We start from the raw sequence: 13,753 nt of genomic DNA on the forward strand, positions 1-13,753 counted from the left end.
AAAGCCTAACAGTCAAAAAATGAAGCCCCGCTAAGGTAACTTAGCGGGGCTTTTTTATTTAGGGCAATCACTTAAGCTTAATCATCTATAGGTAATTTTTTATGTTGTAGTTTCCACTGCTTTGGCGACACTCCAGTCCAACTTTTAAAATGGCGACTAAATACAGCGATTTCGGCATAACCTAATTGCAGTGCAAGTTCAGTGATGGTTTGAGTGCCGTAACTCAGTTGTTGCTCGGCTATGTTTTGCCTGATTTCCTGCAATAACTTGCGGTAACTTTGACCACTTTCTTTTAGCCGTGTTTGCAGTGTGCGTTCGTGTATGCCAAGGGCGGTAGAAACCCGCTCGATACAGCATTCGCCGGTGGGTAATAACCGATGTATTAAATCGCGCGCCTGATCGGCCAGATTATCGGGGTAGTGGCTTTGTAAATAGTGAAGGTGCCGCTGTAAGTGGCGGTTTAGCGCTTCTTCGTCGTGGTAGTTACGGCCGGTGAGCTGAGCGCTTTTTAGTACTAAGCCATCGAATCCTTCCTTAAAACGCACGATTTGGCTAAGACGATTAAGATCTAAATCAATGGGTTTAGCTTGGCATAAATACAGTGGCAGAGTATTGAGGCTAATGTTGAGTAGGCTCGAGACAAACATTGCAAGCTGCGCCACACTCATTTGCAGAAGCTGGTCTATGCCTCGGGAACTATGCACATTAATCGATAACACTAAGCGAACTTGCTCGCCCATAGGATGTAATTGCAGAGTTACCCCTGAGGCATGCAAATACAGGTATTCATTTACCCTCGTTAGCGCATCGGCCACAGTTGCAGCGCGGGACACTAACATCGGCAAATCACCTAATACATGCAGGGTTTGTCGCTGGGCAAGCATCAAACCAAACAGTGGTTGTTGGCAGCGACGGGCGGCAATTTCCAACAATTCGGCAATGCGAGTGTAGGCCACATAGGTATTGGGATCGCGAAATTGCGCTTGGCGTAATCCAGCCTGCTGGATCATCTCGATAGGATTCTCACCTAGCTCTAGCACTAACTGCTCAAATTGGCTGATGGCTCCACTTCGTACTAGATACATGGTTTGCTTAGTCTACTTTGGTCTAACACTCGTGAAATATCAACTGTGACTCGCCAAATGTCAAGATTATGTCGGATTAACCGTCTAGATTAACACTGTCTTAATAACTACACTTATAAGCTTAAAATAAAGGACACAAAAATGCGTTTAAACAACAAGACTGCAGTAGTAACGGGCGCTGCCGGGGGCATAGGGCAAGCGATCATCCAAAAACTACTTACCGAAGGTGCGCGCGTCGTTGCTGCGGATCTCTCTGCCGATGCGCTTAAAGTATTCCAAGATATTCCCGCCGATAAACTCGTGACCTTCGCCGTTGATGTGACCGATTTCAAACAAGTTGAAGCTATGGTGAAGCACGCTGCCGACACATTCGGTCAGCTAGATATCATGATTAACAACGCCGGTATTGGTTTAGCCAAACCGCTTTTAGACCACGATCCTGTGGGCGATTTCGACCCTGTAACCAATGTGAATCAAAAAGGGGTCTACCATGGCATCGTTGCCGCAGGTCGTCAATTCCGTGATCAAGGCACTAAGGGCGTGATCATGAATACGTCTTCTGTGTATGCCCAAATGGCCGCAGAGATGACCTTTACCTACAACGTCAGTAAAGCTGCTGTCGATATGATGACTAAGTGTGCAGCCCTTGAGTTTGCACCCATCGGCGTGCGCGTTTGCGCTATCGCTCCGGGTCGCGTTGATACGCCAATGCTTCGTCAATACGAAGCCTTGGGTTTATGGGAGCACATTCGCAAGGAACAGATGCGCAATACCTTCACTCAACCAAGTGAAATTGCTGATGTCGTGGCATTTTTAGTGAGTGACGAAGCAAACTGCATTAACGGTTGTACCGTAAATGCTTCTGACGGTTTCGAAAACTTCAAATATCCACTGCTGGGGTAGTGGCTTACTAACCTAAAAATATTATAAAAACAACGAGGAACGCAAAATGGCATTACCAGACGTTATTAATCATCAAGACTTTTTATTAACACTTAACACTAACGAAGAAAACATCATCAAAGATGCACTGCCTGGTGTTGATGTTTACCCACTGTTCTTAGATCCAGAGAACGGCACTTGGGTAATCCGAGCTAAGTTCAAGCCGGGTATTACTCTACCTAAGCATTTCCACACTGGTGTTGTTCATTTCTATACACTATCTGGCCGTTGGAACTACCTAGAATACCCAGATCAACCTCAAACTGCTGGCAGCTACCTGTATGAGCCAGGTGGTTCTATTCATACTTTCCACTGCCCTGCAGATTCTGAAGGTGCTGACGGCTTTATGGTGATCACTGGTTGTAATGTGAACTTTGATGAAGATGGTAACTTCATGTTCATGATGGATGCCGGTTGGATTGAGCAAGCTGTTGTTGCTGCGGCGAAAGCTCAGGGCTTCACTGCTCGTTACATCAAACCAGGTGCTCAAGCTCGCATGAGTGACGCAGAATAAGGATCTCGCTATGAGCATGATGAATGCCATTGTGATGCAGGATGGTGAAGTCACCCTGCAGCAAGTCGAATTACCAACACCACAGGCTGGCCAAGTATTAGTACGTAGCCTTGCCTGCGGTATCTGTGGTTCAGATATCCACATTACTCGCCACTACAGCGAAGTGTTCAGCTTCTACCGTAAACTCGGTGTTATGCCTGAGGGTGTAGATGATCATGCTCCTGTGATGTTAGGTCACGAGTTCTGCGCTGAAGTGGTTGAATTCGGTCCGCAGACGCAACAAACTTTGGCCGTCGGTACTCGTGTGACGTCTGTCCCTTTCCTTTTGAGCCAAAATGGTGCGGGTGTCGGTGTGACTCCAGGCGTGAACGGTGCTTACTCTGAGTACTTCATTCTTGATGAAGCGCTGTTAATGCCCGTTCCTGATGATTTACCCTCGGAAGCGGTTGCACTGGCAGAACCATTAGCCGTTGGTTTACATGCCGTAAACCGTGGTGAAGTGGGCGTGGATGACACTGCGATTGTCGTGGGTTGTGGTCCTATCGGGTTAGCCGCAATTACTGCTCTGCACCTTCGTGGTGTTCGCAACATTATTGCCGCCGACCTACAGAGTGAAAAACTGGAGCTTGCTCGTGAATTCGGAGCGACTCACACAGTTAACCCAGGTGAGCAAGACGAAGTGGCTTACGCGACTGAAATTGCTGCAGGTAACCGTGTAGTGATCTTCGAATGTGTGGGTATTCACAAGCTGATTGAAGGTTTTGTGAAGCGTGCTCCTGCTAAGGCGACTATCGTTGTGACGGGTATCCACACTGCCGATGCAAACATCAACTACGCCTATGCGACAGTGAAAGAACTGGATATGCGTTTCTCTTACTACTATCAGCCAGAAGAGTTTGCGCAGTGTTTGCAAGAGCTGGCTGAAGGCAAAGTGCCTTGGCGTAAGCTGCTCACTGGTAAAGTGGGTATGGACGGCGTTTCGGGTGCATTTAAGCAATTGATGAAGCCGAACCCACACATCAAAGTTGTAATCGAACCATGGCGCAATGGTGAATTAGAGACGCTGTCTTAATCACCTAACACCCTGATTTCATCATTCGATAAAACCGCTATTTCGCAAGAAATAGCGGTTTTTTATTTGGGCAATTCAATCGAGCAAAGGGGAGAGGGCTGTAGATTAATCCTCTCATTTTTGCCGTTCGCAATATCGGAATAATCATACAAATTGAGTGGAGTTTTCCCCTATTTGGCCTAGCTTTAATTGTCGGGCTACTACTCTGTGACGGAATATCGAGAATATTCTGGATAAATTTTCTGTCATGGAAAATGCCAATCGAGTTGGCACATTGCGAAGGTTCGCAGTGGTAGTCCTGTTAGTGCTCCCGCGTTGTCGCTAAATTAACAACTAGGTTTGCAACCTAGGGGCACAAGCTCTATTTGTACACTCCAAGTAAAGGAATATCAGATGGACAAGACGCAAAGCTCAGGTTGCCCTGTGATGCACGGGGCGCACTCATCGGTCGCCGGTAATAATATGGACTGGTGGCCCAAGGCGCTCAACCTTGACATTTTACATCAGCAAGACAGCAAAACTGATCCTATGGATCCCGGCTTTTGTTACCGCGACGCCTTTAAGAGTTTGGACTACAAGGCGGTGAAATTAGATCTACACACCTTAATGACCGACAGCCAAGACTGGTGGCCTGCCGACTGGGGCCATTACGGTGGTTTGATGATCCGTATGGCGTGGCACGCCGCGGGGACTTACCGCACCGCCGATGGTCGCGGCGGCGCAGGCACAGGTAATCAACGTTTTGCGCCCCTCAATAGCTGGCCAGATAACGCTAACCTAGATAAAGCGCGGCGTTTACTCTGGCCAATCAAGAAAAAATACGGCAATAAACTCTCTTGGGCAGATTTAATGATCCTCGCGGGCAATGTGGCCTACGAGTCGATGGGATTAAAAACCTTCGGCTTTGGTGGTGGTCGACCCGATATTTGGCACCCCGAAAAAGACATCTACTGGGGCTCTGAAAAACAATGGCTAGCCCCAACCAATAATCCCAATAGCCGCTACTCCGGTGAAAGGGACCTCGAAAATCCCTTGGCAGCGGTAATGATGGGCTTAATCTATGTGAACCCTGAAGGGGTGGACGGCAAATCTGATCCGCTGCGTACCGCGAAGGACGTGCGTGTCACCTTCGCCCGTATGGCGATGAATGATGAAGAAACTGTTGCCTTAACTGCTGGCGGCCATACGGTCGGTAAATGCCATGGTAATGGTAAAGCCGAAAACCTAGGTCCTGAGCCCGAAGGCGAAGAGTTAGAAGCACAGGGGTTAGGTTGGCTCAACAAGAAGGGTGATGGCATTGGTGCCAATGCAGTGACCAGCGGTTTAGAAGGCGCTTGGACAAGTCATCCGACACAGTGGGATAACGGTTACTTCCACCTGCTGCTAAATTATGATTGGGAACTGAAAAAAAGCCCCGCCGGCGCTTCACAGTGGGAGCCCATCAACGTTAAAGATGAAGACAAGGTACCTTCTGTCGGAAATCCTAACGTCAAATATAATCCCATCATGACGGATGCGGATATGGCGATGAAGATGGATCCTGAATACCGTAAAATTTCCGAGAAGTTTTACAAGGATCCCGCCTATTTTTCCGAAGTCTTTGCCCGTGCTTGGTTCAAGTTGACCCACCGCGATTTAGGCCCTAAATGCCGTTATCTCGGCCCTGAAGTTCCAAGCGAAGATCTAATCTGGCAAGACCCAATTCCAACTGTCGATTACCGTTTAGATGCGGGTGAGATTGAAGATCTTAAGGCAAAAATCTTAGCCAGTGGCTTAACCGTCTCTGAACTTATCTCCACAGCTTGGGATAGCGCCCGTACTTTCCGCGGTTCGGATTTCCGTGGCGGCTCAAATGGTGCGCGGATTCGCCTAGCACCGCAAAAGGATTGGCAGGGTAATGAGCCCGAACGCCTGCAAAAAGTGCTTAAGGTGCTAACGGATCTGCAGGCGGGATTAAGCAAAAAAGTCAGTATTGCCGACTTAATTGTCTTAGGCGGCGTGGCTGCGCTTGAGAAAGCCGCCTTTGATGGTGGGGTGAATGTCTCTGTGCCCTTTATGCCGGGGCGTGGTGATGCGACTCAGGATCAAACCGATGTTGAATCCTTTGCTGTACTTGAGCCGCTCCACGATGCATATCGTAATTGGCAGATGAAGGACTATGTGGTTCAGCCCGAAGAGCTGATGCTCGATCGTACCCAACTCATGGGCTTAACTGCCAATGAGATGACAGTGCTTATCGGGGGGATGCGTGTCCTAGGTACCAACTATGGCGGCAGCAAACACGGGGTATTTACCGATAAGGTCGGCGTATTGAGCAATGACTTTTTCGTCAACCTCACCGACATGGCCTATAGCTGGAAACCTAAGGGTACCAATTTGTACGACATCGTTTGCCGTAAAACCGGTGCGGTGAAATGGACGGCCACCCGAGTAGACTTAGTCTTTGGGTCTAACTCTATTCTGCGTGCCTATGCTGAGGTTTATGCCCAAGATGATGCTAAAGAGAAGTTCGTGAAGGACTTTGTGGCCGCTTGGACTAAAGTGATGAATGCCGATCGCTATGATGTTTAGCATGCTTAAAGGCTAATGGAGAAGGGGCAGATAATTCTGCCCCTTTTTATTGCTTAGGTGATATTTGCTTACACTTAAGAATAACTCCACTAATGGCCCACGCGGTCAATCACTTGAATCAGTTGCATCCGGATATCATCCGGAGTTTGACTATGCCAGAAGCCAGATAAATAGGCTGTTAGCGGCAAGGCAAACAGACACAGCAATAGCAGCACCACTAAAACTTTGTGGCTCACCCTATGGCCCGTTTTCAAGCTAAAACCTAAGGCTTCGGATTTAGGGCAGGCGGACACGCAGCGCATACAGGCCTGACATTCATCGCTTCTTACTGTGGTCTGTGTGTGGATGATGATATTTGCCGGACAGGCACGGGTACACTTATCACACTTCATTCCCTTAGCTTCGATGAGGCAATGCTCCTTGTTACGACGGATTTTTAATGGGCTGGCAAAACTCAATATTCCCAGCATGGCGCCATAGGGGCAAAGATAGCGGCAAAATCCCTGACGACGCCATGCGGCAAGCATCAGAATAACCCCAAAGCAGGCTAAGGTTATTATCCCTGGGGTAATAAAGAACATCCCCATTTTAAGGTCGGCAATCTTGTGGTAGTTGCCTTGTAGGTAGTAGGGAATTGATGCACTCGGCATACCGATAACAATGTAACAAAGTGCTAGCAATAACAGATATTTAAGCATGCGTAGTGGCCAGTCTAACCAAGCGGGTGGCAACAATTCTGCTTTGATAAACCGCTTTCTTAGGCCATAAAGATATTCGCCTGCTAATCCGAGTGGGCAGGCCCAGCCACAAAAGGCGCGTTTGCAGATTAATCCTGTGAGTAAAACTGCAGCCAGCATTACCGCTGCCGCGGGGTGGGTTTGGTCCCACAAATTGAGGCTAATAATGGCCTTTAACTCTATTCCGCCGGCAATAGGAAGGAATGCGTCAACCACATCGGGGCGCATCAACCAAGGAGTCGCACCTTGTTTAAGCTGGATGGCATTGATGCAGTATTGAATCGCGACCATAAACAAGGACAGCGCCAACAGATGCTGGCAACCTTGCCTTAAGACGTTGATTTTGATTTCACCCTTAAACTCGGTAGGCGCGAATTGATTGACTAAGATGGTCACAAAAAGGGCGGCAACCAGTGCAATGCCAAGTGGCCAATACAGGCTTACCGCAACGGCGGAAAAACTCAGGAAAAGGGTGACTAAAGCGCCCCACCTTTTACCGCTCCAATAATTTAAAGATGCGATATACATCAGGGCGAACATAAGGGTCAGCGATTCAATAAATGTCATGGTCAAACTGCAGATTGAATTGGGTTACCTAATCTGAGTGGGGGTAGTGCCATAAGTTTCTGTGGTTAAAGCAAAATTGTGTCGTAGATCTGATATTGAGTTTATGGCGGGTTAAAAGCGTGGCAAAGCTCACAGAGGTTGAATAATCATCCCGGTCCTTTGGCTTGGGGGTTGTTCTAACAATGCTGGGTAGGACCCAATATTATAGTGATTCGGCGATACCTATTGGGCTTGCAAAGACCTTATTGCGAAAATGTTATTTGGCTTCAGCTGCTAAGCAGAAACATGATAAATTTTTACGGCTGATCGTAGGCAACAATATCGCTCTTGTGGGCATGCTGTTTCGGAATATTCGCGTCTTAATGCTGCTATCGCTTTGCACCCTCTAAATGCCCATCGGTATCGTTAATGTGTATAAACAGGTCAATCACGCAGAGGGCTGAATATATAAGTTATTTTTCAAGTGTGATTTATAGGCAATTTCAGCATTGCTGTGGAAATAGCGATGTTTATCGCTCTGACTTAATGATTTTTTAATTAGCTGAAATTTAAGATATTTTTTGAAGTTTAATTTTTGGCGAATTGATATGCCATTGAGTGCAACGTGTCGTACTGATCATGAAAATATCATCTTACATCGCAGTCGAACGGCAGCTGTGTTGAAGTCATGGAGAAGGGGAAGTTCATGCCTTAGGCCAGTGTGACTAGGTATTAGTAGTATATCTATCTGAAAAAATCGAAAATACTGCCAGCATGGGCGAGATGCTGGCAGTGTAGATAGCAGGAAAATGATTAGCTCTTTGCGTTTTCCAGTGCGTCGATAAATTTGGTTGATTCAGCAATCGACTTATTCATTTCTTTAATCAGGCCGGAAATATCCGTCTGCAGGCTGGCAAATTCACCCTTAATGGCACCAATAGCCTGCGCATTCAGGTTATGCTTTAAATACAACATATTGTCTTTCATGGCAGTCAGGATTGGCGGCATTTTCGATTCGGCGCGGCGCATGGTTTTCATCAGTTGCTCGTAGGAGCGGCGAGTTTCTTTCAACTTCAGCTCGCTGTTACGGCGCAGACTGGCTTTGCTAATTTCGCCAATTTCGGCCTGCCATTCATCAAATAGTGCTTCGGCAACACTCTCGACTTTGTCGATGCGATCGCTGACATCGTCTGCGGCATTTTGCGCTGATTCGTATTCATCTTTTGCTTTGTTATAGGCTTTTTCTAGGTTGCCACCGTTGTGATTGAGCAGAGCTTGCATCTCTTCGAGTGCCGAGCTGAATTCCTTTTGGGCATCCTCTTGGGATTCCTTAGCGGCTTTTACCCGATCGACCATGATGTCGCGCTTATGGTAGCCCACCTTTTCCATTGCCCCGTAGTAGGCACTTTGGCAGCCGCTCAGTAAGAGGCTTAGGGTGAGTATGCTTGAGGTCATTATCTTTTTCATCGGTTAGTCCGTTACAAATTGTGGGCTGAATCGGGCGTAAAGCGCGCCGCGTCAATGATGCTCCATAAATGGAAGATGGCGCCTATCACGGCCGGAACGATTAACCACCACAGGGCGTAGCCAACCACAGTCACCAGAAAAAACATTAGGGCAGCCAAGATGCGTCCCTGTAATAGCTGGCCTAAACCGGGGAAAAATAGACTTGCGATAGCAGCGATGACATTGCCGGCTGATCCTTGTTGTGACATCAATTCACTCCTTAGACTTGTAAATGAAGTGTTTATTGTACGAAGATAATGATTCATTACCAACATAATCAAGAGAAACCCGTGACTGAGAAGATTGAACTGGCACAAATTCGAGTCTTATTTAGCGGGATCTGGCAGTTTCTGCTGCATCTGAAGCGCCGCCTAGCGGAAGATCAAATTAATATCCGTGCAGGGCACCTTGCCTATGTCACTTTGTTATCTTTGGTGCCAATAGTCGCTGTGACTATGTCTATGCTATCAGCCTTCCCGGTATTTAAAGGTATTCGAGGCCAGATAGAAGCTTTTGTCTACGAGAACTTCTTGCCCGCTGCTGGGGATACGGTTCAAGTCTATATCAATGAATTTGTGGTGAATGCCTCCAAGGGGACGGCAGTCGGGATCGCAGCGTTAGTGATCGTTGCCATTATGTTGATCTCGGCCATCGATAAGTCGCTCAATAATATCTGGCGGACTAAAGAGAAACGCTCCATGGTAGTTGCCTTTTCTATGTATTGGATGGTGATTACCCTAGGACCTGTACTTGTGGGCGCAAGCTTAGTGGCGACATCCTATGTCGTCTCACTCAAGCTGTTTGAAGGCGATGCACTTTCTGGTGTTGCTCCGTTCTTGATTGGTAAGCTCCCCATATTATTCTCAATCGCCGCTTTTTTGCTGTTGTATATGGTTGTCCCCAATAAGAAAGTGAAGTTTTTACATGCCCTTTTAGGGGCGATTGTGGCGGCTTTATTGTTTGAGTTAGGCAAAAAAGGCTTTGCCCTATATGTGACTAAATTCCCAAGTTACGAAGCCATTTATGGTGCACTGGCGACAATTCCAATCCTTTTTGTGTGGGTACATTTATCTTGGTTGATTGTGCTGCTCGGCGCCGAAATCACCGCGGCAATGCCTGAATATTTGGACTATGAATCCAGCAGTGATGATAATGAAACCGATCTCGATGGTCGACCGTTAGCGGCGGTGGAACCCATAAAGGACAGTGCGCAAAATGAATCAGCAACTACACTCAATAAGTAACGATATAGAGTTTTAACTTGCTGAATCAATTTTAGATTTTTCGAATCGACTATGACCGCTATCGCTCAACATCTGCCTGCTTTTATTCGCCGAGACTGGTTTAGTGTTGGGAATGGCCAACAGCTTCATCTTGCCCAATTCGGCAATCCCAAGGGGATTCCTCTGCTGTATTTACACGGCGGCCCAGGTGCTGGCGTTGATGTCAGTGAGCTAACCTTGTTTGCGCCCGAGCAATTCTGGATTTTATTGTTAGATCAGCGGGGCGCGGGTCAGTCACAACCCTCGGCTGAGCTTGAACATAACCACCTAAATGGGTTGATCTGCGATATTGAGACCATTCGTCAGCAACTTGGTATCGAGCGATGGTGTTTGGTTGGAGGCTCATTTGGTGCGACGCTGGCATTGGTTTACAGCGGATTATTTCCCGAGCGAGTAATTGCCCAGGTTTTATGGGCGCTGTTTATTCCGTCTCAAAATGGGATTGAGTGGCTCTATGGCAAAACCGGCGCCGCCAAATTATTCCCCCATAATTACTCGGAGTTTACTGGAGGAGCATTAAGCCTTGAATTACTTTTTGAGGATTACCGAGCAAGGCTAAATTCGCCCGAGCCACGAATTTGTTATGATGCCGCTAGGCGTTGGCTTCAATGGGAATTAACCTTAGCTGACTTACCAACTTTGTTACCACTGCGCTTATCCTCGGTTTTACTCTCCCTCGCGCGCATACAGCTTCACTTTGTCGCCAATAATTACTTTAATATGTTCGATGTTTTACAGCGTGTCATCCCTAAAATCGGCGCTCGAACTTTGTTGTTTCAAGGAACGGCCGATGCCATATGTCCGCCGCATCTACTTGAAGCTTTTTTAGGGCAAATCACCTCGCCCAACATTGAGGTTCGAAGTCTTATTGAGGGGGGCCATTCACTGAAAAGCGAGGCTATCTCCCTTGCAGTAATGTTAGAAATTAAGGCTATGGGAGATTGGGTAAAGCAACAGCATTGGGCATAACTCAGCTCCGGCACTAATACTTCATTGACTTCGCCCTTGTAACCCTCAAGATGCAATGTTAATTTCGCCCACTCAATGGTCAAAGTGTATGGTCTTTGGTGCATTGGTAATCTGCAGTGTGTAAACGCCAGATGTCGTTCGCTAGTAATAACAAAGGAAACAAAGTGATTGCCCTAATTCAAAGAGTGAGCCGCGCGAGTGTGGTCGTTGACAACCAAACTATCGGTGCCATCGATAAGGGTCTATTAGTGCTGCTTGGGGTCGAGCGGGAAGATAACCGTGAGAAGATGGAGAAACTTGCGACTAAGGTGATGAGCTACCGGGTGTTTTCCGATGAAAACGGCAAAATGAATTTAAATCTTGAGAAGGCGGGCGGTTCACTGTTAGTGGTTTCACAATTTACCCTAGCAGCTGATACGGGCAGGGGATTAAGACCGAGCTTTTCAGGCGCAGGCACGCCGGATCAAGCGCTGCAACTCTATGACGAATTTGTTGAATTTTGCCGAGCTAAAGGGGTTAAAACCGAAACAGGACAGTTTGGTGCTGATATGAAGGTCGAGCTGATTAACGACGGTCCAGTGACTTTCAATTTACAGGTGTAGGCGGATAACGCCCTAAGAATCCATGGACGAATTACTCAACGAATTACGCCAGACTTGGCATCAAACCATTCCCGTTAGCGAGTTTATGCAGATATCGCCGCAACGCTTTATTGACAATGAACTTAGGGTCAGTGCGCCCATCGCGCCGAACATCAATCTACACCAGACCATGTTTGCAGGCAGTATTTATACCCTGATGACGTTAACGGGTTGGGGCATGGTGTGGTTACAGCAGAAATTACAGAATGTCGATGGCGATATCGTGTTGGCCGATGCCCATATGCGTTATCTCGCGCCTGTTGCCCTTTCGCCTGAAGCCAGAGTCGCGTGGCAAGATGCCGATTTATCGTCTTTGCTGAAAGGCAAAAAAGCAAAGGTAAAGCTTGAGGTTAAGCTCTATTGTGGGGATAGCTGCTGCGCCGTATTCGAGGGCCTGTATTTCAGTGTGCCTAAAATGTAAAATCTTTCTAAAAAATCGAATTTAATCTCAGATTTATTCCACTTTTATTCTTTTTTATGGGCGAATAAACTTACCTCCATAGCGTCGAGTGTCACTCTTAGGCGCTCGAATCAATTAATTTTTGGAGCAGATTATGTCTAAAGTCCTAGTGTTAAAATCCAGTATTCTTGGCGGATATTCACAATCTGCCTTATTAGTTGACCACTTGATTGGCCAATTAGAAGATCAAGGTGCGACCATTAAAGTGCGCGATTTAGCGGGTCAAGATGTATTACCAATGGTCGATGGTGAAATTGCATCGGGCTTTCGTGGTGGCGCAGATTTAACCCCTCGCCAACAAGAAATGCTTGATTTATCAAACGCCTTAGTTGAAGAGTTGAAAAGCAGCGACACTATCGTTATCACTGCACCTATGTATAACTTCAACATCCCGACCCAACTGAAAAACTGGATTGACTTCGTTGCCCGTGCCGGTGTGACTTTCACCTACACTGAAAACGGTCCAAAGGGTTTAGTGGAAGGTAAACGTGCAGTGCTTATCACAACCCGTGGTGGCGCTCACAAAAACAGCCCAACCGACCACATTGTGCCTTACCTGAAAACTTTCTTAGGTTTTATCGGTATCACTGATGTTGAAGTGGTTTACGCTGAAGCCTTGAACATGGGTGAAGAAGCAAACCAAAAAGGTATTAGCGAAGCGAAAGCCAGCATCGATGCCTTAACCGCTTAATCGAATCGCGCTTTATTTGCTAACCCATTAAAAATGCCAGCAAACCTGCTGGCATTTTTGTCTCTCAGTTTTTGCGTTAGTGCTCTCTGCGACCTCATCTGACGGGTTTGAGTTTTGCCTAAAGACAAACATTATTGGCATAACCTGCAGATTTGGCGCATATCGCTGGTTTCGACATAGCGCACTTTTATGCTGGCGTGACCGCGACTCGGCGAAAATTGAAACCGAGTATGACGAAGAATCTCACTCAACTCAGGCTCGGTTCGCGTTTTCGGCGCAGGGGGGGGCATCGTCTATGTTGCGCTTTGGATTAGGCATATTCTTGCTGCGATTATTTCGGTTGGCTGGATAACATATCATTGAGTGAGCCGCCGTTTATCACACACTCAAATCCCTTGGCTTTAAAAATATCACAACCCTTTTGGGCGCGAATGCCCGCACCGCAATAAAGCACGAAGGTTTGGGTTCTATTTTCAACTTGGGCTAACCATTGCTCTAAAACAGGGAGAGGTACATTGATTGCTTGCGGTAAATGACCAGCAGCAAACTCCTCTGGAGAGCGAACATCGATCACTTGGGCGCCCTGCACAATGAGTTGCCAGCAAAGCTCACCGCTGCGGCCACCAGTAAATTTAGCCAGTAAAGATTGAAACATTACAATCGTCCCATTAGAAAAGTTTCAATAAGTTTATTCTAATGAATTGTTTGCCGCAAGCTTGGGAAGTTTATTTTGGGC

Annotated in this window: 14 protein-coding genes; 9 read left to right on the forward strand and 5 right to left on the reverse strand. The window is 47.0% G+C overall.

Annotated features, from left to right (window positions below; translation table 11 throughout):
- Positions 1 to 77 precede the first annotated feature (77 nt).
- Positions 78 to 1,085: a helix-turn-helix transcriptional regulator gene (locus tag K0H61_RS01175; protein ID WP_220050958.1), complete on the reverse strand. Its 1,008-nt coding sequence runs from the start codon at positions 1,083 to 1,085 to the stop codon at positions 78 to 80.
- A 141-nt stretch (positions 1,086 to 1,226) separates the two neighbouring features.
- On the opposite strand from K0H61_RS01175, the gene K0H61_RS01180 reads away from it, so the two are divergent.
- The 4 genes from K0H61_RS01180 to katG all read left to right on the forward strand — a co-directional run bounded on the left by K0H61_RS01180 (position 1,227) and on the right by katG (position 6,184).
- A complete protein-coding gene (locus K0H61_RS01180; RefSeq protein WP_220050959.1) occupies positions 1,227 to 1,988 on the forward strand; it encodes an SDR family NAD(P)-dependent oxidoreductase in 762 nt (253 codons plus the stop codon).
- Between the two features lie 46 nt (positions 1,989 to 2,034).
- Positions 2,035 to 2,541, forward strand: coding sequence for a 2,4'-dihydroxyacetophenone dioxygenase family protein (locus K0H61_RS01185; RefSeq protein WP_220050960.1), 507 nt, complete (start codon positions 2,035 to 2,037; stop codon positions 2,539 to 2,541).
- A 10-nt stretch (positions 2,542 to 2,551) separates the two neighbouring features.
- The gene (locus tag K0H61_RS01190; protein WP_220050961.1) at positions 2,552 to 3,613 is read left to right on the forward strand and encodes a zinc-binding dehydrogenase; all 1,062 of its coding nucleotides are present in this window, start codon (positions 2,552 to 2,554) and stop codon (positions 3,611 to 3,613) included.
- Positions 3,614 to 4,006: 393 nt separating this feature from the next.
- Complete coding sequence (gene katG, locus K0H61_RS01195; RefSeq protein WP_220050962.1) at positions 4,007 to 6,184, forward strand: catalase/peroxidase HPI; 2,178 nt, start codon at positions 4,007 to 4,009, stop codon at positions 6,182 to 6,184.
- Between the two features lie 89 nt (positions 6,185 to 6,273).
- Here katG and K0H61_RS01200 read toward each other — a convergent pair whose 3' ends face one another.
- The 3 genes from K0H61_RS01200 to K0H61_RS01210 form a co-directional block, all read right to left on the reverse strand.
- On the reverse strand, positions 6,274 to 7,488 hold the full coding sequence (locus K0H61_RS01200; RefSeq protein WP_220050963.1) for a 4Fe-4S binding protein: 1,215 nt from the start codon (positions 7,486 to 7,488) through the stop codon (positions 6,274 to 6,276).
- A gap of 792 nt (positions 7,489 to 8,280) precedes the next feature.
- A complete protein-coding gene (locus tag K0H61_RS01205; protein WP_220050964.1) occupies positions 8,281 to 8,934 on the reverse strand; it encodes a DUF2959 domain-containing protein in 654 nt (217 codons plus the stop codon).
- A gap of 11 nt (positions 8,935 to 8,945) precedes the next feature.
- Positions 8,946 to 9,182 carry a hypothetical protein gene (locus K0H61_RS01210; RefSeq protein ID WP_220050965.1) on the reverse strand — a complete coding sequence of 79 codons (237 nt, stop codon included), beginning with the start codon at positions 9,180 to 9,182 and terminating at the stop codon, positions 8,946 to 8,948.
- 81 nt (positions 9,183 to 9,263) lie between these two features.
- On the opposite strand from K0H61_RS01210, the gene K0H61_RS01215 reads away from it, so the two are divergent.
- The 5 genes from K0H61_RS01215 to azoR all read left to right on the forward strand — a co-directional run bounded on the left by K0H61_RS01215 (position 9,264) and on the right by azoR (position 13,017).
- Entirely contained in the window at positions 9,264 to 10,217 is a 954-nt protein-coding gene (locus K0H61_RS01215) for a virulence factor BrkB family protein (RefSeq protein WP_220052378.1), read from the forward strand.
- A gap of 51 nt (positions 10,218 to 10,268) precedes the next feature.
- A complete protein-coding gene (locus K0H61_RS01220) occupies positions 10,269 to 11,225 on the forward strand; it encodes an alpha/beta fold hydrolase (protein ID WP_220050966.1) in 957 nt (318 codons plus the stop codon).
- Between the two features lie 164 nt (positions 11,226 to 11,389).
- Positions 11,390 to 11,827 (forward strand): D-aminoacyl-tRNA deacylase, encoded by a 438-nt coding sequence (gene dtd / locus K0H61_RS01225; protein ID WP_220050967.1) that lies wholly within the window; start codon positions 11,390 to 11,392, stop codon positions 11,825 to 11,827.
- 22 nt (positions 11,828 to 11,849) lie between these two features.
- Complete coding sequence (locus K0H61_RS01230) at positions 11,850 to 12,287, forward strand: thioesterase domain-containing protein (protein WP_220050968.1); 438 nt, start codon at positions 11,850 to 11,852, stop codon at positions 12,285 to 12,287.
- 133 nt (positions 12,288 to 12,420) lie between these two features.
- On the forward strand, positions 12,421 to 13,017 hold the full coding sequence (gene azoR, locus K0H61_RS01235; RefSeq protein ID WP_220050969.1) for an FMN-dependent NADH-azoreductase: 597 nt from the start codon (positions 12,421 to 12,423) through the stop codon (positions 13,015 to 13,017).
- A 331-nt stretch (positions 13,018 to 13,348) separates the two neighbouring features.
- On the opposite strand, the gene K0H61_RS01240 is transcribed toward azoR, so the two are convergent.
- Positions 13,349 to 13,672, reverse strand: a complete 324-nt coding sequence (locus K0H61_RS01240) for a rhodanese-like domain-containing protein (protein ID WP_220050970.1) — start codon at positions 13,670 to 13,672, stop codon at positions 13,349 to 13,351.
- Between the last annotated feature and the right edge of the window lie 81 nt (positions 13,673 to 13,753).

The sequence above is a fragment of the Shewanella acanthi genome (assembly GCF_019457475.1).
Lineage (GTDB): Bacteria > Pseudomonadota > Gammaproteobacteria > Enterobacterales > Shewanellaceae > Shewanella > Shewanella acanthi.

Coding starts and splice junctions, on each gene's coding strand:
- K0H61_RS01175 (WP_220050958.1), bottom strand. CDS start 1,085: ATGTATCTAGTACGAAGTGGAGCCATCAGCCAATTTGAGCAGTTAGTG.
- K0H61_RS01180 (WP_220050959.1), top strand. CDS start 1,227: ATGCGTTTAAACAACAAGACTGCAGTAGTAACGGGCGCTGCCGGGGGC.
- K0H61_RS01185 (WP_220050960.1), top strand. CDS start 2,035: ATGGCATTACCAGACGTTATTAATCATCAAGACTTTTTATTAACACTT.
- K0H61_RS01190 (WP_220050961.1), top strand. CDS start 2,552: ATGAGCATGATGAATGCCATTGTGATGCAGGATGGTGAAGTCACCCTG.
- katG (WP_220050962.1), top strand. CDS start 4,007: ATGGACAAGACGCAAAGCTCAGGTTGCCCTGTGATGCACGGGGCGCAC.
- K0H61_RS01200 (WP_220050963.1), bottom strand. CDS start 7,488: ATGACATTTATTGAATCGCTGACCCTTATGTTCGCCCTGATGTATATC.
- K0H61_RS01205 (WP_220050964.1), bottom strand. CDS start 8,934: ATGAAAAAGATAATGACCTCAAGCATACTCACCCTAAGCCTCTTACTG.
- K0H61_RS01210 (WP_220050965.1), bottom strand. CDS start 9,182: ATGTCACAACAAGGATCAGCCGGCAATGTCATCGCTGCTATCGCAAGT.
- K0H61_RS01220 (WP_220050966.1), top strand. CDS start 10,269: ATGACCGCTATCGCTCAACATCTGCCTGCTTTTATTCGCCGAGACTGG.
- K0H61_RS01230 (WP_220050968.1), top strand. CDS start 11,850: ATGGACGAATTACTCAACGAATTACGCCAGACTTGGCATCAAACCATT.
- azoR (WP_220050969.1), top strand. CDS start 12,421: ATGTCTAAAGTCCTAGTGTTAAAATCCAGTATTCTTGGCGGATATTCA.
- K0H61_RS01240 (WP_220050970.1), bottom strand. CDS start 13,672: ATGTTTCAATCTTTACTGGCTAAATTTACTGGTGGCCGCAGCGGTGAG.